Consider the following 20,271-nt stretch of genomic DNA (forward strand, 5'->3'; position numbering starts at 1 on the left):
CTTCAAGCCGAATCAAGACGTTGCCGCGCCCTGCTTCGCCCGCGAATCAGAAATGACACGGGTGCCGTCCCCAGACTTGTCCACAGGGGTGGGCAACCCGGCCAGCGCGGCCGAGGCATCCTCCACGGCCGTCTCCAGCGCCGCCATCAGCGCCGCCCGCGGCATCCCGCTGGGCAGCGACGGCAGGATCGCGACATGGATGGTGCCGGCGCGCTTGTGGAAGGCACGGCGACCCCAGTACAGGCCGCTGTCGGTCGCCGCCGGCACCACCGGCGCACCAGTCGCGCTGGCCAGGGCCGCCACGCCTGGCTGGTAGGGCACGCGTTCGCCCGGCGCGGTGCGGGTGCCCTCGGGGAAGATCACCACCGGCCGGCCGGCCGCGATCGCGCCCTGGGCCGCGCGCACCATGCCGCGCAGCGCCGAGGCGCCGGCCGCGCGGTCCACCGAGATATGCCCGCAGCGCGCCGCCAGCCGGCCCCAGAGCGGGATGTTCGCCAGTTCCTGCTTGAGCACATAGACCGCGTCGCGCCCGGGCGGCAGCAGCGTGAGCCAGACAACCGTGTCGAAGGCCGACTGGTGCTTGGCGGCGATGATGGCGGGGCCGGGCGGCAGGTTCTCGAGGCCGCTGACCGAGACCCGGATGCCGCAGATCAGGCGCAGCGCGCCGAGCACGAGTTCCGCCCAACCGCGGATGTAGCGCACCATCACCGGCGCCGGCGCCGCCAGCAGCAGCGTGCCGACCAGCACCGTGAGCACGGTGCCGCCCAGGAAAACGGCGTTGAACACCGCCGAGCGTAGCCAGGTCATGTCGCGTGAGCCTCCCGTCGCGGCACGAAGGCCCCCGACAGCCCCGCCCATGCCCCCAGGTAGCGGGCATATTCCCCTGCCAGCAATGCCCAGAGTTGCGGGCGCCATAGCGCGCCGGGCGCGCGCAGCGCGGCGGAGGGCACGCGGTGGCCGACCAGGCGGGTCTGCGGCAGGGCGCGCCGCATCTCGAGCATGGCGCGCGGCATGTGGTAGCCGGCGGTGACGATGCGCAGCGAGCGCATCTCGTTCGCGCGGGCCCAGGCGGCGGCCTCGGCGGCGTTGCCGCGGGTCGAGGCAGCGGCGTGGCCGACATCGACACGCCCGGCGATGGGCGCGGGGTCGATGCCCGCGGCGGCGGCGATCTCGGGAAGATTGGCCTCGGGATGCGCGCCCGAGATCAGCAGCCGCCGCGCCTGACCTTCGGCGAGCAAGCGGAAGCCGGTGCCGACGCGCTCGGTCCCGCCAGTCAGCACCACGATGCCGTCGGTCTCGCCGGGTGGCGACGGGGCGGGGTCGATCGCCGCCAGCACGAAGGCGACAAAGCCGCCGAGCACCAGGAACGTCATGCCGAGGAGCAGCCCGAGTCCGAGGCGGCGACGACGCCGGCCACCGGGGACACGGTGCGGCAACTGCGATGTTGAGGTCACGCCAGACGGGCTCGGACCGGTCGGGGCGTCCGACAGCGCGGATGCGGCGAAGGCAGGCAAGCGCACGCCGTGCGGCGGCGCCGGCAAGTCCACGGCGTCCGGTACGGGGGTGACTGGCGCACCTGCCGGCGCAATGGCGGCTGGCGCGCCTGCCGGCGTGACGGGCAAGGGCGAGGCTGGACCGGCGGCGCCGCCCGGCGTGCCGGTTGGGGGCACGCCATGCGGCCCCGGGCTCACGGCAGGCGCCGCAGCCAGAGGCGCACGGTGGCCTGGGTGGTGGTCCAGCCGACCAGCGCAGCCACCGGCGGCACCAGCGCGAGGTCGAGCCACGGCAGCCCATGCCAGTCCGCCGCACCGGCCAGCGGCCCCGCCACAGCGACCAGGCCCGACAGTGCCGGCAGCGCCACCAGCGTGCCGCCCGCCGCCCCCAAGGCCACCAGCGTCGCGACCCGACGGGCGAAGCGGCCCGCCACATCGGCATCGGTCGCACCCAGCCCATGCAGCACCAGCACCGCATCGCGGCGGGCCGAGATGCCAGCGCGCACCGCCACCGCCACCACCGCGGCCGCGACCGCCGCCACCAGCGCCAGCACCGCCAGCGCCACGCCCTGCACCGCCCGCGCCAGCGCCGCGAGATGCGCGACCCAGACGCCATGGGCCTCGGTCACGGCGCCGGGCACCTCGGCAGCGACGCGGTCGCCGATGCGCACCGGGTCCGCCGCGAGGTCGGCCAGGCGCAGTTCGATGACGCCGGGCAGCGGGACGCTGTTGGCGCCGCCTAGCCAGGGGCGCAACAATTCGGCCATGCGTGCGGGGTCGACCGGTTCGGCGGCGGCGACCTCCGGTAACGCGCGCAGCGTGGCCAGGGCACGCGCCATGCGATCCGCATCCGGCTGCGGGATCTGCACCGTCACGGCGGCCCGCGCCCCGTCGCGCCAGCGCTGGGCCAGGCGGTCGGCACCGTCGCGCCCAGCCAGCGCGAGCGCCGCCAGCAGGGCCATCGCCGCCACCAGGCCCAGCAGCAGCCGGTCGGCCAGGGCGCGCCTGAGCCCGAGCGGGTCCCGCGCGAGGCGACGGCGCGGTTCAGCCATCCGCCACCATCCTTCCGCCCGCGAGGGTGAGCATGCGTGCGGGATGGCGCGCGGGCAGGTCCTCGGAATGGGTCGCGACCACCACGGTGGTGCCGAGGCGATTCATCTCGACCAGCAGCGCGATGGTGCGGCGCGCCTGCAGGGCATCGAGTTCCGAGGTCGGTTCGTCGGCCACCAGCAAGGCAGGGCGGGTGACCACGGCGCGCGCGATGGTCAGGCGCTGTTGCTCGCCGCCCGAGAGTTCCTCGGGCCGGCGTTCCTCCTTGCCGGTCAGGCCGATCCAGTCGAGCAGGTCCGCCACGTCGCTGCGGATGGTGGATTCCGCTGTGCCGGCCAGGCGCAGCGGCAGCGCCACGTTGTCCCAGGCGGACAGGTGCGCGAGCAGGCGGAATTCCTGGTGCACCACGCCGATGCGCCGGCGCAGCGGCGGCAGGTTGGCGCGCCGCGCGCGGGAGACGCGGACGCCGAGGATCTCGACCTCGCCCTCGGTCGGGCGAAGGGCAGCATGCATCAGGCGCAGCACGGATGTCTTGCCGGCGCCAGAGGGACCGAGAAGCCAGGTGAAGGAGCCGTCGCCCAGGGTGAAGGAGAGGTCGCGCAGCACGGGCTGTCCCGGCCGCCCGCGCGGATCGGGATAGGCCAGGGCCACGCGGCTGAATCGGACCATGCGCTGTTGTGCCCGCACGCGGCCCGGCGCTCAACCGCTGCTTGCAGGCGGGCGCTCCCGGGTTGATATGGGCGGCATGCGGATCGCCTGCCCATCCTGTGGCGCGGAGTACAACGTGCCCGACCGGCTGCTGTCCGGCGCAGCGCGGACGCTGCGCTGTTCGCGCTGCGGGACGGATTTCGCGCTGCCGCGCGCCGAGGCGGCGGCTGCACCGCCACCACCGGCCGCCGCGCCGGAGCCGGCCCCGGAGTCCGCGCCACCGCCCCCCACCGCCGAGCCGCCCGTGGCGCCGACCGTTACGGAGAGGACGCCGGTGGCGCAGGATCAGAGCGACCGGGCGCTGCTGGGAGCCTGGGCGGCGTCGGTGCTGGTGGTGGCGGGCGGCGCGGCAGCGATGCTGGCGTTCCGAGCCCAGCTGATGGCGGCCTGGCCGCCGGTGACACGGCTTTTCGCGGTGCTTGGCCTGGCCTGAAGGTTGGGCGAGGGCCGCCGCGGGTGGCCCTGACTTCGTCCAGCGGTCGCCCGGCTGGATCGCGGGCGGGCGCCACTGCGAGGGGCGGCCTTCGGTGGTCGTGCCTGGGCCAACGCTGCGCGCGGATACGCCGGGCGAAGGTGCTGGCCGGATCGGGGGCACTCCTGCAGGGGGACGCGACGCCTTGGCGGTCGGCGGTGAGTTATACTATAACATTGCCGTCTCTGGGAGGCGCGACGGATGTCCTTTCTGTGCGAGGTTTTCCCGCCCGAGGCGGGGCAGGTCAGTGAGGCGTCGCCCCGCGCCTGTGCCGCCGTCAGCGGCGACGACACCGTCCTGCTCGAAATCATGCGGCCGGAGGTGGCGCTCGCGCTATGGCTGCGCCCCGAACCCGCAGGCTGGCGCCGGATGACGGCGCCGCTGCTCGCCACCGCACCCTTCCGCGCCACCTGCGAGGACGCGCCGGACGCCGCGGTGAACGGTGTCCTGGCCGCACTCGGCCAGCCGGTGCCCACCGCGCTCGCGGCCGACATGACGCGCCTGGCGGCGATGTTCGCGGCAATCAGCGGCCGGGATCAGGTGCGCCTGCGCCTCGATGGCGTGACGCATGATTCCTGCCGGCGCTTCCACATGGATGCGATCGGGCTACGGCTGCTGTGCACGTATCGCGGCGAGGGCACGCAATGGACCATGTGCGGGGCCGACTGCCGCGCGCCGCACCAGGCACCAACCTGCTCGGTCGCGCTGCTGAAGGGCACGCGGCATGAGCCGGCCCCGCCGGCGGGATGCCTGCATCGGTCCCCGCCGGTCTCCCGCCTGCCGGAGGACCGACGCGCGCGCATCCTGCTGTGCATCGACGAGCCGGGGATCTTCGCATGAGCGACGCGGATGGGCGGCTTCCGGTGACGGTGCTCTCGGGCTTCCTCGGCGCAGGCAAGACCACGCTGCTGAACCATGTGCTGGCGAACCGCGAGGGCCGGCGCGTCGCGGTCATCGTCAACGACATGAGCGAGGTGAACATCGACGCCGCGCTGGTTGGTAACGGTCCCGCGCCACTGCGGGGCGACGCCGGCACGCTGTCGCGCACCGAGGAGCGCCTGGTCGAGATGTCGAACGGCTGCATCTGCTGCACGCTGCGCGAGGACCTGATGGCCGAGGTGGCGAAGCTGGCGCGCGAGGGCCGCTTCGACGCGCTGCTGATCGAGAGCACGGGCATCAGCGAACCGATGCCTGTCGCGGCCACCTTCGACTTCCGGACCGAGGAGGGGTTCTCGCTGGCGGACCTGGCGCGGCTCGACACCATGGTGACGGTGGTGGATGCCAAGGCCTGGCTGGAGGATTACGGGTCCGCCGATACGCTGGCGAAGCGCGGCGAAACGACGGGCGCGGGGGATACGCGCCTGCTGGTCGATCTGCTGGTGGAGCAGGTGGAATTCGCCGATGTCATCGTGTTGAACAAGGCGGACCTGGTGTCGGAGGCCGAGCTGCGCCGCCTCGCCGGCATCATCGCCACTTTCAACCCGCGTGCCGGGATCGTGGCGAGCACGCGAGGGCAGGTGCCGCTGTCCGACGTGCTCGGGACCGGGCGGTTCGACTTCGCCGCCGCACGCGGGGCGGCGGGGTGGGTGCAGGCGCTGTCCGGCCACCACCTGCCCGAGAGCGAGGAATTCGGCATCCGGTCCTTCGTGTGGCGGGCGCGGCGCCCGCTGCACCCTGCGCGGTTCAAGAAGCTGATCGAGGGCGACCTGCCCGGCGTGGTGCGCGCGAAGGGCTTTTTCTGGCTGGCGACGCGCATGCCCTGGGCGGGCGAGTGGCAATTGGCCGGGCGGGTCGGCCGGCACGAGGCGGCGGGCTTCTGGTGGGCCGCGCAACCGCGCAGTCGTTGGCCGGATGATGCAGAATGGCGTGCGATGGTAGCCGGCCAGTGGCAAGAGCCCTGGGGCGATCGCCGCCAGGAGATCGTGTTCATCGGCGTGGAGATGGACGAGGCCCGGCTGCGGATGCAGCTCGAGGCCTGCCTGCTGACCGATGGCGAGATGGCGCGCGGCCCGGAGGGCTGGGCGAAGCTGCCCGATCCCTTCCCGGCTTGGCGCGAAGGTTGATGCGCCGGCCCTTTGGACCCGGGCACGCCTTGGTGACAGCCAAAAGAACAAGGGGTTGGGGAGTTCTCTCCCCCGCCGCTTCCTTTACGGCAGCAGCACCGTGCTGCCGGTGGTTTGCCGCGCTTCGAGCGCCCGGTGCGCCTCGGCCGCGTCCTTGAGCGCAAAGGTCTGGTTCACCCGGATCTGTACGGCGCCGGATCCCACAACCTCGAACAGGTCGTTGGCGCGGGCAACCAGGTCCTCGCGCCGGGCGGTGTAGGTCGCGAGCGTCGGGCGCGTGACGTACAGCGACCCCTTGGCGGCCAGTATACCGAGATCGGGGATGGCGACCGGCCCCGAGGCGTTGCCGTAGGACACCATCATGCCGAAGGGTGCGAGGCAGTCGAGCGAGATGTTGAAGCTGTCGCGCCCGACGCTGTCGAAGACGACCGGGAGCATCGCGCCGCCGGTGATCTCCTTCACGCGGGCCGGCACGTCGTCCTTGGTCAGCAAGGCATGGGCGGCGCCGTGTGCGCGGGCGAGGGCCGCCTTTTCCTCGGTGCTGACCACGCCGATCACGGTGGCGCCAAGGTGCTTGAGCCACTGGCACATAATGAGGCCCACGCCGCCCGCCGCGGCATGGACCAGCACGGTCTGGCCGGCCTGGACGGGATAGCACTTCTTGACCAGGAAGGCGGCGGTCATGCCCTGGAGCATCATGGCCGCGCCCTGTTCGAAGCCGATGCCTTCGGGCAGCTTCACCAGGCGGTCGGCCTTGATGCAGCGCGCCTCGGCATAGGCGCCGATCGGGCCGGTGGCGTAGGCGACGCGATCACCGACCGCGACCTCGGTCACGCCGTCGCCGACGGCTTCCACCACGCCCGCGCCTTCCATGCCGATGATGGCCGGAAGGGACGGCGCCTTGTACAGGCCGGTTCGGAAATAGACGTCGATGAAGTTGAGGCCGACGGCCTTGTGGCGAACCAGGGCCTCGCCGGGCTTGGGCGACGGCAGGGGGATGTCCTCCCAGACCATCTTCTCGGGGCCGCCGGTCTCATGGATGCGAATGGCGTGGGTCATGAAGGGCGGATCCGTCGCTGGGCCGTGCGGGCCGTGAACAGGGTGTCGGCCCCGGGCGCCAGGCGCTCGAGGTCCAGGAGGTAGCGCTTGGTAGCCTCTCCCTCGCCGCCCGAATAGCCGCCGAGGCCGCCATTGGCGGCGACCACGCGGTGGCAGGGGATCAGGATCGGGATCGGGTTGGCGCCATTGGCCTGGCCGATGGCGCGCGCCGCACGGCAGCCGACCTGGCGGGCGATGTAGGCATAGGATCGTGTCTGCCCGGCAGGGATGGCGCACAGCGCATCCCACACCTTGCGCTGGAATGCGGTGCCATGAGGCGCAAGCGGCAGATCGAACACCGTGCGTGTGCCGTCGAAATAGTCCTGGAGTTGGTCACGCGCGCGCACCAGCAGGGGGGTGGCGTCCTGGTCGCGGCCGCGACCCCAGTCGAGGGCGACGATGGCGCCGTCTTCCTCCGACAGGGTCAGGTCCCCGAGCGGGGTGTGGAGCGAAAGCTGGGGCATGGTCCGTGGCGGGACAGACACCCTCCGGCAGGGCGACGTCAAGCGGCGGGTTGGAGCCCGTCCGGACGGTCGCTACATGCATCAGGCTCATTCAAGGGGACTGCCCGCGTGACCGATGCCGACCCGCCGCCCTTCTACGCCGCGCATGTCTTCGTTTGCACCAATCGCCGGCAGGACGGGCACCCGCGGGGGTGTTGCGCCGCATCGGGCAGCGAGAAGCTGCGCGACTACATGAAGGCGCGGGCCAAGGAACTGAAGATCCCGGCAATCCGGGTCAACAGCGCAGGCTGCCTCGACCGCTGCGAATTCGGCCCCGCCATGGTGATCTACCCGGAGGGAGTCTGGTACCGGCCGGTCAGCACCGAGGATGTCGAGGAGATCCTCCAGGTGCACGTGATCGGCGGCGGGCGGGTAGCGCGGCTGATGCTGACCGAGCAGGACGTGCCGCCCCCCAAGCGCTGAGCCTGTTTCACGTGGAACACCGACAGGACACGATCTTTGCGTTGGCAAGCGGCGGCGGGCGCGGGGCCATCGCGGTGGTCCGGCTATCCGGCCCGGGCTGTGGCGACGTGCTGCGGCGGGTCGCTGGCGGGCTGCCGCAGGCGCGCCAGGCCAGCCTTCGTCGCCTGCGTGCACCTGGCAGCGGCGAGGTCCTCGACCAGGCGTTGGTGCTGTGGTTCCCGGCCCCCGCATCCTACACGGGGGAAGACTGCGCCGAATTACACTTGCACGGCGGCCCCGCGGTGATTGCCGCCGTAAGCGAGGCGCTGGCAGTGCTCGGCGCCCGCCCGGCCGAACCCGGCGAATTCACCCGCCGCGCCTTCCTCAACAACCGCATGGACCTGACCGCGGCCGAGGGGATCGCCGACCTGATCGCGGCCGAGACTGAAGCCCAACGACGCCAGGCGCTTCGCCAGGCCGACGGGGCGCTGGCGCGGCTGCTGGAGGGCTGGGCGGCACGCCTGATGCGGCTGCTCGCCCACCAGGAGGCGGCCATCGAGTTTGCCGACGACGACCTGCCAAGCGACCTGGGTGACCGCGCGCGGGCGGGGGCGGCGGCGCTGAAGGCGGAAATCGCGACGCACCTGGCGGATGGCGGGCAGGGCGAGCGCCTGCGCGAGGGCGTGGTGGTCGCCATCCTCGGCGCGCCGAATGCCGGGAAATCATCCTTGCTCAATACGCTCGCCGGACGGGAGGCCGCGATCGTCTCGGCCCGCGCCGGCACCACTCGCGACGTGGTCGAGGTGCGCCTGGTGCTGGCGGGCGTACCGGTGACACTGGCAGATACGGCGGGCCTGCGCGACGCGGGGGACGAGATCGAGCAGGAAGGCATCCGCCGCGCGCGCCGCCGGGCCGGAGAAGCCGACCTGGTGCTGGCCGTCTTCGCCGCGAATGAGGCGCCCGATGCGGCCACGCTGGAATGGGCAGCACGCGGCGCGGTGGTGGTCGCGAACAAGGTGGATCTGGCACTGGCGCCGGCGGGCATCGCCGGCGTGGCGCCGCTGGCGGTCTCAGCCCTGACAGGGGAGGGGCTGCAGGCGCTGCGCGAAAGGCTTGAGGCGGAAGCGCGGCGCCTCGCCGGGGCCGGCGATGCCGCGATGCTCACCCGCCCGCGCCACCGCGCCGCCCTGACCGAGGCCGCCGCCTGGTTGGCCGAAGCCGAGGCCGCGCCGCTACCGGAATTGGTCTCCGAAGCGCTGCGCGCCGCACTGCGCGCGCTGGGCCGGGTCACTGGACGGGTGGGGGTGGAGGACGTGCTCGACATCGTCTTCGGCGAGTTCTGCATCGGGAAATGACCGGCAGCGACGTCTCGACTATACCGCCGCGCATGGACGGATCCTTCGACGTGGTCGTGGTGGGCGGCGGGCATGCGGGCTGCGAGGCGGCGGCCGCGGCGGCGCGCTGCGGCGCACGCACCCTGCTTCTGACGCACAAGCGCGCGACACTGGGCGAGATGTCCTGCAACCCGGCGATCGGGGGCATCGGCAAGGGGCACCTGGTGCGCGAGGTGGATGCGCTGGATGGCATCATGGCCCGCGCCGCCGACGCGGCCGCGATCCATGTGAAGGTGCTGAACCGGTCGAAGGGCCCGGCGGTGCGTGGCCCCCGCGCGCAGGCGGATCGCGCGCTGTACCGCGAGGCCATCCAGGCGCTGCTCGCGGACCAGCCGGGGCTGACGATCTTGGAAGCGGTCGCGGAGGGCATCGAAACCGTGGCGGATGGCGGCATCACCGCCGTACTGACCGGCGACGGCCGGCGAATCGCCTGCGGCGCCCTGGTGGTCACGACCGGCACCTTCCTGCGGGGCGAGATCCATATCGGCGAACGGCGCATCCCGGCGGGGCGGGTTGGTGATGAACCTGCGATCGGCCTGGCCTTGGCCTTCGAACGGCTGGGCCTGCCGTTGGCGCGGCTGAAGACCGGCACGCCACCGCGCCTCGATGGGCGCACCATCGACTGGGCAGCGCTGGAGCCGCAGCCCGGTGAAGACCCGCCCGAGCCCCTGTCGTGGATGACCTCGCGGATCACCAACCGCCAGGTCGCCTGCGCCATCACGACCACCACGCCCGAGACGCACGCGCTGATCCGCGCCAACCTGCACCACAGCGCGGTCTATGGCGGCCGTATCCAGGGTGTCGGTCCGCGCTATTGCCCCTCGATCGAGGACAAGGTGGTTCGCTTCGCCGATCGCGAGCACCACCAGGTCTTCCTGGAGCCCGAGGGCCTGGACGACGACACGGTCTATCCCAACGGCATCTCGACCAGCCTGCCGGAGGCCGTGCAGGCGGCAATGATCGCCTCCATGCCCGGCCTGGGACGTGCGCGCATCCTGCGGCCCGGCTACGCCATCGAATACGACCACGTAGACCCGCGGGCACTGAGCCCCGCGCTGGAAGTCAGGGCGGTACCGCGGCTGTTCCTGGCCGGGCAGATCAACGGCACCACCGGGTACGAGGAAGCCGCCGCACAAGGGCTGCTGGCCGGGCTGAACGCCGCCGCCCGAGCCTCCGGCGCCGTGCCGGACCGCGTGCTGACCCGCGCACAGGCCTATATGGGCGTGCTCGTGGATGACCTCGTCCTGCAAGGCGTGACCGAGCCCTACCGCATGTTGACGGCCCGGGCAGAGCATAGGCTGGCGCTGCGCGCCGACAATGCCGGGCTGCGCCTCACGGATGTTGGCCTTGCCTGGGGCTGTGTCGGGCCGGAGCGCGCGGCCCGGCATCGGACCTTCGCGTGCGCCCTGACCGACGCGCTCGATCGCGCGCGGAGCGATGGCGCGACCTCGGCCGCGCTCGCCACCGCCGGCATCGCCGTGAACCAGGACGGGCGGCGGCGCAGTGTCCTGGAGGTGCTTGCCTTGCCCGGCGTCGACGCTGCGCTGGTGGATGCGGCCTTCCCGTGGTTGCGCGACCTGTCGCCCGCGCTCCGCACGCAGTTGGAAGCCGAGGCGCTCTACGCCCCCTATCTGCGCCGGCAGGAGGCGGAGATGCGCCTGCTCGAACGCGAGGAACAGGCGCGCATCCCCGATGGCCTGGACTTCACGCAAGTGCCGGGCCTGTCGGCGGAGATGCGCCAGCGCCTGTCGGCCGCGCGCCCCGCGACTCTCGGCTCCGCCGGCCGCCTGCCCGGCGTGACGCCCGCCGCCATCGCCGCGCTGGCCGTCGCTCTCCGCCGCTCCGAGGCAGCGCGTTCCACGTGAAACACTGGATGCCAGTTGACGACGCCACCGCAGCGCGACTCGCGACCTATCGCGACCTGCTGCTGCGCTGGAACGTCACCATCAACCTGGTCTCCGCCCGGACCGCCATGGATATCGATGCACGCCACATCGCCGACAGCCTGCAGCTGCTGCCACTGCTGCCGGCACAGGGCGCCATTGCCGACCTCGGTTCTGGCGGCGGGCTGCCCGGACTCGTCATCGCCGCCGCGCTGCCTGATCGCGATGTCCATCTTGTCGAATCCGACAGGCGCAAGGCGGCCTTTCTGATCGAGGCCGCCGGCCGCATGGGCCTGGCGAAGGTGAAGGTGCACGCGCAGCGGATCGAACTGGCCAACCTGCCGCCTGTCGCGGCCATCACCGCGCGGGCCTTGGCGCCACTCGCCACGCTGCTTGCGTACGCAACGCGGTTCCTCGCCCCGGACGGCGTCGCGATCCTGCCGAAAGGCCGCACCGCCGCGCAGGAGTTGACGAGCGCTGCTGCAGACTGGCACTTCAACATCGAGCGGTTCGACAGCCGCACGGACCCCGAGGCCACCATCCTCCGCCTAAGCGAGATCCGCCGTGCCAGCGACTGACCGCACGCCGCCACGCATCATCGCCCTTGCCAACCAGAAGGGCGGGGTGGGCAAGACCACCACGGCCATCAACCTCGGCACCGCGCTGGCTGCGAAGCGCCGCGTCCTGCTCATCGACATGGACCCGCAGGGCAATGCGTCGACCGGCCTCGGCATCGCGCGGCAGGACCGCGGCGCGGGATGCTATGCGCTGCTCACTGGCGAAAAGCCGCTGCGTGACCTGCTGCGGCCCACGCGCATCCCGAACCTGACCCTGCTGCCCGCCGACCCCGAGCTGGCCGGCGCCGAGATCGAACTCGTCGGCCTCGACAACCGCGAACGCCGCCTGCGGGATGCGCTCGCAGCCCAGGCCGACGCCCTTGCGGGCACCGAGGTCATCCTGATCGACTGCCCGCCCTCGCTTGGGCTGCTCACACTTAACGCCCTGGTCGCCGCGCAATCCGTGCTGGTGCCGCTGCAGACGGAGTTCTTCGCCCTCGAAGGCGTCTCGCAGATCACCCGGACCATCGAACGAGTGAAGCGCGGACTGAACCCGGACATCGAGCTCGAAGGCATCGTGCTGACAATGTTTGATAAGCGGAACAATCTGTCCGAGCTCGTCTCCGCCGACGTCCGCGCCTTCTTCGGCGACAAGGTCTACAGCACCGTCATCCCGCGTAACGTTCGCATCAGCGAGGCCCCATCACACGGGCTGCCGGTCATCCTGTACGACCACCGCTCCGCGGGCGCGCAGGCCTATGTCGACCTCGCCGCCGAGCTGCTGAAGCGCGAGCGCCGCGCCAGGAAATCCGCCGCATGAAGAAGCCCGCGCGCCTTGGCATGGGATTGTCCGCGCTGATGGGCGAGACCACCGCGCCGGCCGCCGCCGCACCCCCCGGCGCGCCGCGCTCCCTGCCCGTCGAAGCCCTGGAACCGAGCCCCTTCCAGGCGCGCGCAACCCCGGACCCGGCTGCGCTCGCGGAACTCGCGGCCTCGATCCAGGAACATGGAATCCTGCAACCGATCCTGGTCCGTCCGAAGCCCAAGGCGCCTGGCGTCTACCAGATCCTGGGCGGGGAGCGCCGCTGGCGCGCTGCGCAACAGGCGCGCCTGCACGAAGTGCCGGTGGTGATCCGCGAACTCGACGACCGTGCCGCCATGGCCGCCGGCCTGGTCGAGAACCTGCAGCGCGAGGACTTGAACGCGCTTGAGGAAGCCGAGGGCTACCAGCGCCTGCTCGGCGAATTCGGCCTGAAGCAGGAAGCGCTGGGCCAGGCGGTCGGCAAGTCGCGCAGCCACGTGGCGAATACGCTGCGCCTGCTGAACCTGCCCGGCCGCGTGCGGGACCTGCTGCGCGCGGGCACGCTGTCGGCCGGCCATGCGCGAGCGCTGCTGGGCGCCGAGGATCCCGAACGGCTAGCCGGCCTGGTCGTGGTGCGTGGGTTGTCCGTACGCCAGACGGAAGCGCTCGCTGCTGCGGCGCCGCGCGATCCATCCACGCGCCGCGCCGGAAAGCAGGATGCCGACACCGCGGCGCTGGAACGCCGCCTGACCGAAAAGCTCGGCCTCAAGGTCGGCATCAAGAGCGTCGGCAAGGGCGGGCAGGTGACGATCGCGTATCGCGACCTTGACCAGCTCGAAGGGGTGCTGCGGTTGCTGGATCCGGAGGCCTGACCAACACCATGGCCCTTGGCACCTTCTTCCGGACGACGCCGCCTCAGGTGGAGGCCCCGCTGGCGCGCTACCGGTCCTTGGCCAGCGACATCGAGGGCTTCTTCCAGGACGGCGCAATCGCGTGCTGGGACTATCTGCTCGCGACGCAAACCGCGATGGCGGTGCCCGGCCATGCGCTCGAGATCGGGGTCTACCGCGGCAAATCCGCATTGCTCGCGGCCTGCCACATGAAGGCCGGCGAGACGATCATCCTGAACGACATCTCGCCGGTGGACGACACGGTCGCGAAGGTCCAGTCGCTGGGTGGTCCGGACGCGCTGTCGGTCATCGTCAAGTCGACCTCACTGCTCCACCAACCCCAGGTCGCACCCTTCTTCGGCGCCGCCCGCTGGATCCATATCGACGGGGACCATACCGCCGCGGCCGCGACCAATGACCTGCACGTCGCGGAGCGCTTCCTCGCCGAACGCGGCGTCATCTGCGTCGACGACTTCTTCAACCCCCGCTATCCGCAGGTCACCGCCGCCGTCTATCACTTCCTGCGCGACCGCCAGCCTCTCTACCGCATGGTCCTGTGCGGCGAGCGAAAGGCCTACATCGTACGCGCCGCCGATTTCGACATCTACGAAAGCCTCGTGCGGAAGTTCCTCGCCGCGCATCTGCGTGGCTGCGGATTTGTCTGCACGATCCACAAGAGCACCGACTCGGCCGACTACGGCTGCTACTCGATCGGACCTCGCGAAAACGATCGCGACTACATCGGCCTCGACCAGGATCACGACCGGCTGCCCGTATAGACCGGTCGGGCCGCGGCGCCCTACCCCCGCCGCGCCCTGACCGCCTCCCGCGCCAACCCCATCACCGCTGCCCGCGCCACCGCCGTATCCGGCATCCCCGTGGTCTTGGTCGCGCGTTCAGCCTCCAGCAGCGCCGCGCCGGCCGCCGCCAGCATCTCGGGCCGCCACAGCCGCAGCGCGCGTTCGAAGGATGGGCGGGACTTGAAGAAAACCGGCGGGCGCAGCCCATCGACCGCATCCTTCGGTGCAGCGCCGCGCGCCACCGCCATCGCAGCCACTTCCAACCGCTGCACGTGCCGCAGGGCGCCGCGCACCACCTGCACCGCGTGCGCGCCCTCGGCGAAAGCGGCGTCGAGCGCGCGGTCGGCGCGCGCGGGGTCGCCCTCGGTCGCCGCCAGCAGCGCGGCGTCGAGGTCGAGCGTCGAACCCTCGGACAGCGATGCGACCGCGTCCTCCTCGGTCACACGCCCGCCGGCGCCAACGTACAGCGCCAGCTTCTCGCATTCGCGCCGCATCACCAGGCGGTCCTCGCCCAGGCGCTGCGCCATCCAGGACACTGCGGAGGATTCGGCAGTTACTCCGAAGCCCTTGAGCAACGCGTTGATGGACCCTTCCAGCGCCGCGCCCGTCTCGGCGTAACAGGCGATCACCGCCGCTTCCGGTCCCGCCTTCTCCAGCGCCGCGCGCAGCCCCTTGCGGCCATCGAGCGAGCCGCCTTCCAGCAGCACCAGGCCCGGCCCGTTGCCGGCGAGCACGACCTTCGCGCCATTCGCCAGCCCGTCCGTCGCATCGCGCACACGCACGAGGCGGCGCCCGCCCGTCAGCGCCGGCGTCGCGGCCTCGGCGGCGAGCAACCCGGCATCCTTCGCCGCGACCTCGCGCGGCACATCGACCAGCCGGAAGGGATCATCGCCCGCCACCGCGCGCACCAGGGCGTCAGCGCGTTCGCGCACCAGGCCGCCATCCTCGCCGAACACCAGCACGATGCGCGCGGCGCCGGGGTCGGCCAGGAAGCCCGAGATGCGGCGCGCGTCGAGCTTCGCCATGCGCGCTCAGGCCGCCGTCGGTGGCCCGGATTCGAAGCGCACCGCCAGGCGCCGCACGATGTCATCCGCGAGCTGGTCGAGCAGCCGTCGCTCGGTCGCATCGCGCGAGGTATCGGCCGAGAAGAACTGGTTCTCCGGCACGTTGTAGGCGTCGAAGGCGCGCTCGGTGCCGAAGGCCACAAGTCGCGCGGGGCTCGCGGTATCGTAGAGGAACCAGCTGGCCGTGGCGGTGATCCGCACGCGGGACGGCGTGCCGTCCCGCGCGAAGCCCTGCAGCTCGATCCCATAGGCCAGGCCAACGCGCAGGTCGTAGCGCATCTGCGCCCCGCCGGTGCCCAGCCGCAGCTCAAGCTGCCGGCGCAGCAACTGCCCGTTGCGCTCCGGGATCAGGCCGACGCGGATGGTCTCGAGCCCCTGCGTTGCGGACCCCTCGGGCCGCGGTCCGTACAATGGGCGGAAGCCGCACCCGCCGAGCAGCAGTGCACCCAGGATCGAGCCCCGTCGCGTGAGGGCACGGCCCACGGACACCGGCGCAACCCGCGAGGTACGATCATTGCCCTGCGGCTGCGCGAGTTGCGTCGCGCATTCCGTCGGGGTCATCGCCCGCCCAGCGGCAGATGGGCCAACCCCGGCGCCGCGCGCCGATCGAGCATCGGCCGGGCCCCGTTCACACGACAAGGTTCACCACCCGCCCCGGCACATGGATGCGCTTGCGGATGGGCTTGCCGGCGATCGCGCGCTGCACGTTCTCCTCCGCTTCCGCCGCGGCGAAGATGCTCTCCTCGCTGGCGCCGACCGCCACCTCGATGGTGGCGCGCAGTTTGCCCAGCACCTGCACTGCAAGCTTCACGCTCTCGGCCACCAGCAGCGACGAATCGGCCTGTGGCCAGGGCAACTGCGCGACCAGCCTGGCATCGCCCGGGCGCAGCATCGACCAGCATTCCTCGGCCAGATGCGGCATCATCGGCGCGGACAGGCGCGACAGCATCTCCAGCGCCTCGCGCCGCGCGGCTGCGGCAGCGGGCGACGCCTCGTTGCGCGCCGCCTCGATGGCATTGGCGAATTCGTACAGCCGCGCCACGGCGACGTTGAAGGCGAAGGTCTCCAACGCCTCGGTGACGGCCGCGATGGCGCGGTGCGTGGCGCGGCGCAGGTCCTTCGCCGCGCGATCCACGCCGTCATGCGCGCCGCCATCCGGCGCGGGCAGGGACGGCAACGCCGCCTCCACCATGCGGAAGACGCGCTGCGTGAAACGGTAGGCACCTGCCACGCCGGATTCCGTCCACTCCATGTCGCGCTCGGGCGGGTTGTCCGACAGGATGAACCAGCGCGCGGTGTCGGCGCCGTACCTCGCGATGATCGCGCCGGGATCGACCGTGTTGCGCTTGGACTTCGACATCGCCTCGACACGGCCGATGGTGACCGGCGCATTGCCGCCCTTCAGCGTCGCGATGCGCGACCCGTCGGCGGCTGTGCCGAACTCCACTTCCTCGGGATACAGCCAGCGGCCATCGGCGGATTTGTAGGATTCGTGCTGCACCATCCCCTGCGTGAACAGCCCGGCGAAGGGCTCGGCGAGCGACAGATGGCCGGAGGCCGACATCGCGCGCGTGAAGAAGCGCGAATAGAGCAGGTGCAGGATCGCGTGCTCGATGCCGCCGATATACTGGTCGACCGGCAGCCAGGCATCGACCGCCGCACGAGTCACGGGCTGGTCGGCGCGCGGCGAGCAGAAGCGCGCGAAGTACCACGACGAATCCACGAAGGTGTCGCAGGTGTCGGTCTCGCGACGCGCAGGCTTCCCGCAGGACGGGCAGGCCACGTGCTTCCACGTCGGATGGGTGTCGAGCGGATTGCCCGGCTTCGCGAAATCCACGTCCTCCGGCAGGCGCACCGGCAGCTCGGCATCGGGGACCGGCACCACGCCGCAATCGTCGCAATGGATGAAGGGGATCGGGCAGCCCCAGTAGCGCTGGCGGCTCACACCCCAGTCGCGCAGGCGCCAGTTCACCACGCCGGTGCCGGCCTGCTGCTTCTCCAGCGCATCGATCGCCGCACGCTTGGCGGCCGCGACGTCAAGCCCATCAAGGAAGCCGGAATTGAACGCCGTGCCGTCATCGGTGAAGGCCTCGTCCGCCACGGCGAAGGTGGCGGCATCGGCCCCCTTCGGCAGCACGACGGGGGTAACGGACAGCCCGTACTTGCGCGCGAAATCCAGGTCGCGTTGGTCGTGCGCAGGGCAGCCGAAGATGGCACCGGTGCCGTATTCCATCAGCACGAAATTGGCGATCCACACCGGGTATTCAGCGCCGGTGAAGGGATGCTTCACGCGGATGCCGGTGTCGTGGCCCTTCTTTTCCGCCTGCTCGATCACCGCCTCGGACGTGCCCATCGATCGGCATTCGGCGATGAACTCTGCCGCCTTCGCATCGCGCGCCGCAGCGGCCGCCGCGATCGGGTGTTCCGCCGCCACCGCCAGGAACGACATGCCGAACAGCGTGTCCGGGCGCGTCGTGAAGACCTCGACATCATCGATGCCATCGACCGTCGCGGACAGCGCGAAGCGCACCCGCGCGCCCTCGCTGCGGCCGATCCAGTTGGACTGCATCAGCTTCACGCGCTCGGGCCAGCGGTCCAGCGTGGACAGTGCCTCCAGCAGGTCCGGCGCATACTTCGTGATGGCCAGCACCCATTGCGCCAGCTTCTTCTTCTCGACCACCGCGCCGGATCGCCAGCCGCGCCCGTCGATCACCTGCTCGTTCGCCAGCACCGTGTTGTCTACCGGGTCCCAGTTGACCCAGGACTCGCGGCGCTCGACCAGCCCGGCCTTCCAGAAATCCAGCAGCAGCTTCTGCTGCTGGCCGTAGTACTCCGGGTCGCAGGTGGCGAATTCGCGCGCCCATTCCAGCGACAGCCCCATGCGCTTCAGCTCGTCGCGCATGTTCGCGATGTTCGCGTAGGTCCAGGCGGCGGGATGCACGCCACGCTCGCGCGCCGCGTTTTCGGCCGGCAGGCCGAAGGCATCCCAGCCCATCGGGTGCATCACCAGGTGGCCGCGCGCACGCTTGTAGCGCGCGACAACGTCGCCCAGCGTATAGTTGCGCACATGCCCCATGTGGATCTTGCCGCTCGGATACGGAAACATCTCGAGCACGTAGTATTTGCGCGCATCGGCCGGCGGCACGTCGGGCACGGCGAAGCACGCGCGCGCGTCCCATTCGGCCTGCCAGCGGGGTTCCGCCGCGCGGAAATCATAGCGGGGGGACGGGGCGTCCTGGCCCGGCTTGTCCTGGGGTGCGGTGCTGTCGTTCATCCTGCGCGCGCGGTTCGTGTGGGAAGCGCGATGCATAAGCCGCTCCGCGCCGGATTCCTAGCGGCCGGGCTGCTTGCCGCCCCACCTGCGTTCGCCCAGCCCGACCCGAACACCGACTTCGCGGCCTATCGCACGCTGTTTTCGGTCGCCGCACTCGGCGAGGCCCGCGGCCCCTCCACCGTGATCGGCTTCACGCTGCACTACCGGGGCGCGATGACCAATGCCGGCTTCGTGCTGGCCGGCAACGGACGCTCGGTCACATGGCGCTTCGCCAGCGGCGAGGACGGCCCCGAAGCAGTGCGCGCCCGCCTGCAGCCCACCTGCGAGCGCGAGGCGACCTCCGCGCCCGAGACCGCCACCTGCCGTGTTGTCGCCTTCGACGGCAATGTGATGTCGCTCGCCCTGCCGGCCTTCCGCCCGGTCGACGCGCAGGTCGGCCCGTTCCGCGCGGCGCCGCTGATGTTCCGCCACGGTCCGCGCGCCGCCGAGGGCGTGGTCGTGTGGTCGCATGGCTTCGGCGGCGCGCAGGTGGACCATCGCCGCCGGCCGATCCCCGGCATGCTCGCGATGCTGAACGATGCCGGCTACGACATCCTGCGCTTCGACCGCGACCCGGCGGAGGACCACCTTGCCGCCGCGCTGACCACCCTGGCCCGCGCGCTGCCGCTGCTGCGCCAGGCCGGGTATCGCCGCATCGTGCTGGCGGGCCAGTCCCGCGGCGCCTGGCAGTCCATGATGGCCGCGGCGGAACGGCCGGACCTGGTGCATGCCGTGCTTGCCGTGGCGCCGGCGGCGCATGGCGAGTCTCGGCTGCCCAACAACCACGGGCCGGCGCTGGAGGATTTCCGCCGCCTGCTCGCAGGCTTCCCGGAGGCCCGCCCGCGCCTGGCCGTGGCGGTCTTCGACCGCGACCCCTTCGACCCGGACCCGGCGGCGCGTGCCGCGATGGTGGCGGATACGGCCGCGACGCGCCGCGCCCCCACGCTGGCGCTGCATCCAGACGCGCCGATCGAAGGCCATGGCGGCGGTAGCGATTGGCGCTTCACGCGCGGCCATGCCCCGTGCCTGCTGACGCTTGTCACGGCGCCGGAGGCCGCCGTCGCGCGCGGCCTGCGCCGCGCACCCTGCGGCGGCGGCTAGAGCGATTTTCGCGCGCAGCGTCACCCTACCGGTATCTGCTCCGACGCGCGCAGCCGCCTTTGGTAAACGCGGCGCTGAGCCGCCGCCCGGCGCGCTACCGCGACGCGACGCCCGACTGGCTGCGCAATTCGCGCGCCCGCGCCAGCACCCGGTCCTCAAGTTCGGCGCCCGTCGCCGGGGCGACCACCGCGTCCACCCAGCCCTGCCCCTGGCGCACCTGCCGGAAGATCGAGATGCGCACGCCATCCGACCGTAGCTGCCGCCCCATGACGTAGGCGGTCGCCTTGAAGCGCTCGGCGCCCGCGCCGGGGGGCGAATACCAGTCGGTGATGATCACCCCGCCGAAGGGATCGGCGGAGGCCAGGGGCATGAAGGCCAGCGTGTCGAGCGTGGCGCGCCACAGATAGGCATTCACGCCAAGCCCGCCGTTGCCGGCGCCACTGTCCTCCGGCCGCGAGCGCGCCGTGCCGAACAACACGATGCCGTCATCCTGCCCGGTCAGGCGGCCACGCACACGGTCGCGGCCGGACTGGGAGGTGTATTCGTCCCGCCCGACATCGCGAACGTTGCCCGATCCGCAGGCGCCCAACAGGGCAGCGGCACCAAGGGCGCACAGGAAGGCGGCGGGACGGCGGGGGGATGCGCGGGTCATGGCGCAGCCTTGTAGCGCCTCGATTG

The 20,271-nt window shown here is 71.7% G+C and carries 21 protein-coding genes; 11 read left to right on the forward strand and 10 right to left on the reverse strand.

Annotated elements, in window-relative coordinates; all coding sequences use genetic code 11:
- Positions 1-12: 12 nt before the first annotated feature.
- The 4 genes from MWM08_RS25185 to MWM08_RS25200 all read right to left on the reverse strand — a co-directional run bounded on the left by MWM08_RS25185 (position 13) and on the right by MWM08_RS25200 (position 3,212).
- Positions 13-807, reverse strand: a complete 795-nt coding sequence (locus MWM08_RS25185; protein WP_244457210.1) for a lysophospholipid acyltransferase family protein — start codon at positions 805-807, stop codon at positions 13-15.
- Positions 804-1,373 carry a YdcF family protein gene (locus MWM08_RS25190; RefSeq protein ID WP_244457211.1) on the reverse strand — a complete coding sequence of 190 codons (570 nt, stop codon included), beginning with the start codon at positions 1,371-1,373 and terminating at the stop codon, positions 804-806. The genes MWM08_RS25185 and MWM08_RS25190 overlap by 4 nt, the downstream gene beginning before the upstream one ends.
- Before the next feature lie 314 nt (positions 1,374-1,687).
- Positions 1,688-2,545 (reverse strand): cell division protein FtsX, encoded by an 858-nt coding sequence (locus MWM08_RS26455; protein WP_279323222.1) that lies wholly within the window; start codon positions 2,543-2,545, stop codon positions 1,688-1,690.
- On the reverse strand, positions 2,538-3,212 hold the full coding sequence (locus MWM08_RS25200) for a cell division ATP-binding protein FtsE (RefSeq protein WP_244457212.1): 675 nt from the start codon (positions 3,210-3,212) through the stop codon (positions 2,538-2,540). The genes MWM08_RS26455 and MWM08_RS25200 overlap by 8 nt, the downstream gene beginning before the upstream one ends.
- Positions 3,213-3,288: 76 nt before the next feature.
- Between MWM08_RS25200 and MWM08_RS25205 the strand changes: the two genes are divergently transcribed.
- From MWM08_RS25205 to zigA, 3 genes are all read left to right on the forward strand, one after another.
- Entirely contained in the window at positions 3,289-3,684 is a 396-nt protein-coding gene (locus MWM08_RS25205) for a zinc-ribbon domain-containing protein (RefSeq protein WP_244457213.1), read from the forward strand.
- 240 nt (positions 3,685-3,924) lie between these two features.
- The gene (locus MWM08_RS25210) at positions 3,925-4,563 is read left to right on the forward strand and encodes a DUF1826 domain-containing protein (protein WP_244457214.1); all 639 of its coding nucleotides are present in this window, start codon (positions 3,925-3,927) and stop codon (positions 4,561-4,563) included.
- Positions 4,560-5,786, forward strand: coding sequence for a zinc metallochaperone GTPase ZigA (zigA, locus tag MWM08_RS25215; protein WP_244457215.1), 1,227 nt, complete (start codon positions 4,560-4,562; stop codon positions 5,784-5,786). The genes MWM08_RS25210 and zigA overlap by 4 nt, the downstream gene beginning before the upstream one ends.
- A gap of 84 nt (positions 5,787-5,870) precedes the next feature.
- Here the strand turns inward: zigA and MWM08_RS25220 are convergent, their stop codons facing one another.
- Together MWM08_RS25220 and MWM08_RS25225 are read right to left on the reverse strand one after the other, a co-directional pair.
- Positions 5,871-6,845, reverse strand: a complete 975-nt coding sequence (locus MWM08_RS25220) for a quinone oxidoreductase family protein (protein ID WP_244457216.1) — start codon at positions 6,843-6,845, stop codon at positions 5,871-5,873.
- On the reverse strand, positions 6,842-7,348 hold the full coding sequence (locus MWM08_RS25225; protein WP_244457217.1) for a methylated-DNA--[protein]-cysteine S-methyltransferase: 507 nt from the start codon (positions 7,346-7,348) through the stop codon (positions 6,842-6,844). Before MWM08_RS25225 ends, MWM08_RS25220 begins: the two co-directional genes overlap by 4 nt.
- 108 nt (positions 7,349-7,456) lie before the next feature.
- Between MWM08_RS25225 and MWM08_RS25230 the strand changes: the two genes are divergently transcribed.
- Genes MWM08_RS25230 through MWM08_RS25260 form a run of 7 tightly spaced genes read left to right on the forward strand, consistent with a single transcriptional unit; the run spans position 7,457 to position 14,094 of the window.
- Positions 7,457-7,810, forward strand: a complete 354-nt coding sequence (locus tag MWM08_RS25230) for a (2Fe-2S) ferredoxin domain-containing protein (RefSeq protein WP_244457218.1) — start codon at positions 7,457-7,459, stop codon at positions 7,808-7,810.
- Positions 7,811-7,821: 11 nt separating this feature from the next.
- Entirely contained in the window at positions 7,822-9,144 is a 1,323-nt protein-coding gene (gene mnmE / locus MWM08_RS25235) for a tRNA uridine-5-carboxymethylaminomethyl(34) synthesis GTPase MnmE (RefSeq protein ID WP_244457219.1), read from the forward strand.
- A 32-nt stretch (positions 9,145-9,176) separates the two neighbouring features.
- Positions 9,177-11,048 (forward strand): tRNA uridine-5-carboxymethylaminomethyl(34) synthesis enzyme MnmG, encoded by a 1,872-nt coding sequence (gene mnmG, locus MWM08_RS25240; RefSeq protein ID WP_423816059.1) that lies wholly within the window; start codon positions 9,177-9,179, stop codon positions 11,046-11,048.
- An 8-nt stretch (positions 11,049-11,056) separates the two neighbouring features.
- Entirely contained in the window at positions 11,057-11,644 is a 588-nt protein-coding gene (gene rsmG, locus MWM08_RS25245; RefSeq protein ID WP_244457221.1) for a 16S rRNA (guanine(527)-N(7))-methyltransferase RsmG, read from the forward strand.
- Positions 11,631-12,443 (forward strand): ParA family protein, encoded by an 813-nt coding sequence (locus MWM08_RS25250; RefSeq protein WP_244457222.1) that lies wholly within the window; start codon positions 11,631-11,633, stop codon positions 12,441-12,443. Before rsmG ends, MWM08_RS25250 begins: the two co-directional genes overlap by 14 nt.
- Positions 12,440-13,297 (forward strand): ParB/RepB/Spo0J family partition protein, encoded by an 858-nt coding sequence (locus MWM08_RS25255; RefSeq protein ID WP_244457223.1) that lies wholly within the window; start codon positions 12,440-12,442, stop codon positions 13,295-13,297. Before MWM08_RS25250 ends, MWM08_RS25255 begins: the two co-directional genes overlap by 4 nt.
- Positions 13,298-13,305: 8 nt before the next feature.
- The gene (locus tag MWM08_RS25260) at positions 13,306-14,094 is read left to right on the forward strand and encodes a class I SAM-dependent methyltransferase (protein ID WP_244457224.1); all 789 of its coding nucleotides are present in this window, start codon (positions 13,306-13,308) and stop codon (positions 14,092-14,094) included.
- 20 nt (positions 14,095-14,114) lie between these two features.
- Here MWM08_RS25260 and holA read toward each other — a convergent pair whose 3' ends face one another.
- The 3 genes from holA to leuS form a co-directional block, all read right to left on the reverse strand.
- Positions 14,115-15,140, reverse strand: a complete 1,026-nt coding sequence (holA, locus tag MWM08_RS25265) for a DNA polymerase III subunit delta (RefSeq protein WP_244457225.1) — start codon at positions 15,138-15,140, stop codon at positions 14,115-14,117.
- Positions 15,141-15,146: 6 nt separating this feature from the next.
- Complete coding sequence (lptE, locus tag MWM08_RS25270; RefSeq protein ID WP_244457226.1) at positions 15,147-15,740, reverse strand: LPS assembly lipoprotein LptE; 594 nt, start codon at positions 15,738-15,740, stop codon at positions 15,147-15,149.
- 67 nt (positions 15,741-15,807) lie between these two features.
- On the reverse strand, positions 15,808-18,453 hold the full coding sequence (gene leuS, locus MWM08_RS25275; protein ID WP_244457227.1) for a leucine--tRNA ligase: 2,646 nt from the start codon (positions 18,451-18,453) through the stop codon (positions 15,808-15,810).
- Positions 18,454-18,483: 30 nt separating this feature from the next.
- Here leuS and MWM08_RS25280 point away from each other — a divergent pair, with 30 nt between their 5' ends.
- Entirely contained in the window at positions 18,484-19,593 is a 1,110-nt protein-coding gene (locus tag MWM08_RS25280) for an alpha/beta hydrolase family protein (protein WP_244457228.1), read from the forward strand.
- Between the two features lie 94 nt (positions 19,594-19,687).
- Here MWM08_RS25280 and MWM08_RS25285 read toward each other — a convergent pair whose 3' ends face one another.
- Entirely contained in the window at positions 19,688-20,245 is a 558-nt protein-coding gene (locus MWM08_RS25285; RefSeq protein WP_244457229.1) for a DUF3576 domain-containing protein, read from the reverse strand.
- Between the last annotated feature and the right edge of the window lie 26 nt (positions 20,246-20,271).

It is taken from the genome of Roseomonas fluvialis (genome assembly GCF_022846615.1).
Taxonomy (GTDB): Bacteria; Pseudomonadota; Alphaproteobacteria; order Acetobacterales; family Acetobacteraceae; genus Neoroseomonas; species Neoroseomonas fluvialis.

Bases quoted from the DNA above. Each gene is read 5' to 3' on its own strand.
- MWM08_RS25200 (WP_244457212.1), bottom strand. From the start codon at position 3,212: ATGGTCCGATTCAGCCGCGTGGCCCTGGCCTATCCCGATCCGCGCGGG.
- lptE (WP_244457226.1), bottom strand. From the start codon at position 15,740: ATGACCCCGACGGAATGCGCGACGCAACTCGCGCAGCCGCAGGGCAAT.
- MWM08_RS25185 (WP_244457210.1), bottom strand. From the start codon at position 807: ATGACCTGGCTACGCTCGGCGGTGTTCAACGCCGTTTTCCTGGGCGGC.
- MWM08_RS25210 (WP_244457214.1), top strand. From the start codon at position 3,925: ATGTCCTTTCTGTGCGAGGTTTTCCCGCCCGAGGCGGGGCAGGTCAGT.
- MWM08_RS25190 (WP_244457211.1), bottom strand. From the start codon at position 1,373: ATGACGTTCCTGGTGCTCGGCGGCTTTGTCGCCTTCGTGCTGGCGGCG.
- MWM08_RS25220 (WP_244457216.1), bottom strand. From the start codon at position 6,845: ATGACCCACGCCATTCGCATCCATGAGACCGGCGGCCCCGAGAAGATG.
- MWM08_RS25260 (WP_244457224.1), top strand. From the start codon at position 13,306: ATGGCCCTTGGCACCTTCTTCCGGACGACGCCGCCTCAGGTGGAGGCC.
- mnmG (WP_423816059.1), top strand. From the start codon at position 9,177: ATGGACGGATCCTTCGACGTGGTCGTGGTGGGCGGCGGGCATGCGGGC.
- MWM08_RS25225 (WP_244457217.1), bottom strand. From the start codon at position 7,348: ATGCCCCAGCTTTCGCTCCACACCCCGCTCGGGGACCTGACCCTGTCG.
- zigA (WP_244457215.1), top strand. From the start codon at position 4,560: ATGAGCGACGCGGATGGGCGGCTTCCGGTGACGGTGCTCTCGGGCTTC.
- MWM08_RS25205 (WP_244457213.1), top strand. From the start codon at position 3,289: ATGCGGATCGCCTGCCCATCCTGTGGCGCGGAGTACAACGTGCCCGAC.
- MWM08_RS25285 (WP_244457229.1), bottom strand. From the start codon at position 20,245: ATGACCCGCGCATCCCCCCGCCGTCCCGCCGCCTTCCTGTGCGCCCTT.
- MWM08_RS25280 (WP_244457228.1), top strand. From the start codon at position 18,484: ATGCATAAGCCGCTCCGCGCCGGATTCCTAGCGGCCGGGCTGCTTGCC.
- rsmG (WP_244457221.1), top strand. From the start codon at position 11,057: ATGCCAGTTGACGACGCCACCGCAGCGCGACTCGCGACCTATCGCGAC.
- MWM08_RS25255 (WP_244457223.1), top strand. From the start codon at position 12,440: ATGAAGAAGCCCGCGCGCCTTGGCATGGGATTGTCCGCGCTGATGGGC.
- holA (WP_244457225.1), bottom strand. From the start codon at position 15,140: ATGGCGAAGCTCGACGCGCGCCGCATCTCGGGCTTCCTGGCCGACCCC.
- leuS (WP_244457227.1), bottom strand. From the start codon at position 18,453: ATGAACGACAGCACCGCACCCCAGGACAAGCCGGGCCAGGACGCCCCG.
- MWM08_RS26455 (WP_279323222.1), bottom strand. From the start codon at position 2,545: ATGGCTGAACCGCGCCGTCGCCTCGCGCGGGACCCGCTCGGGCTCAGG.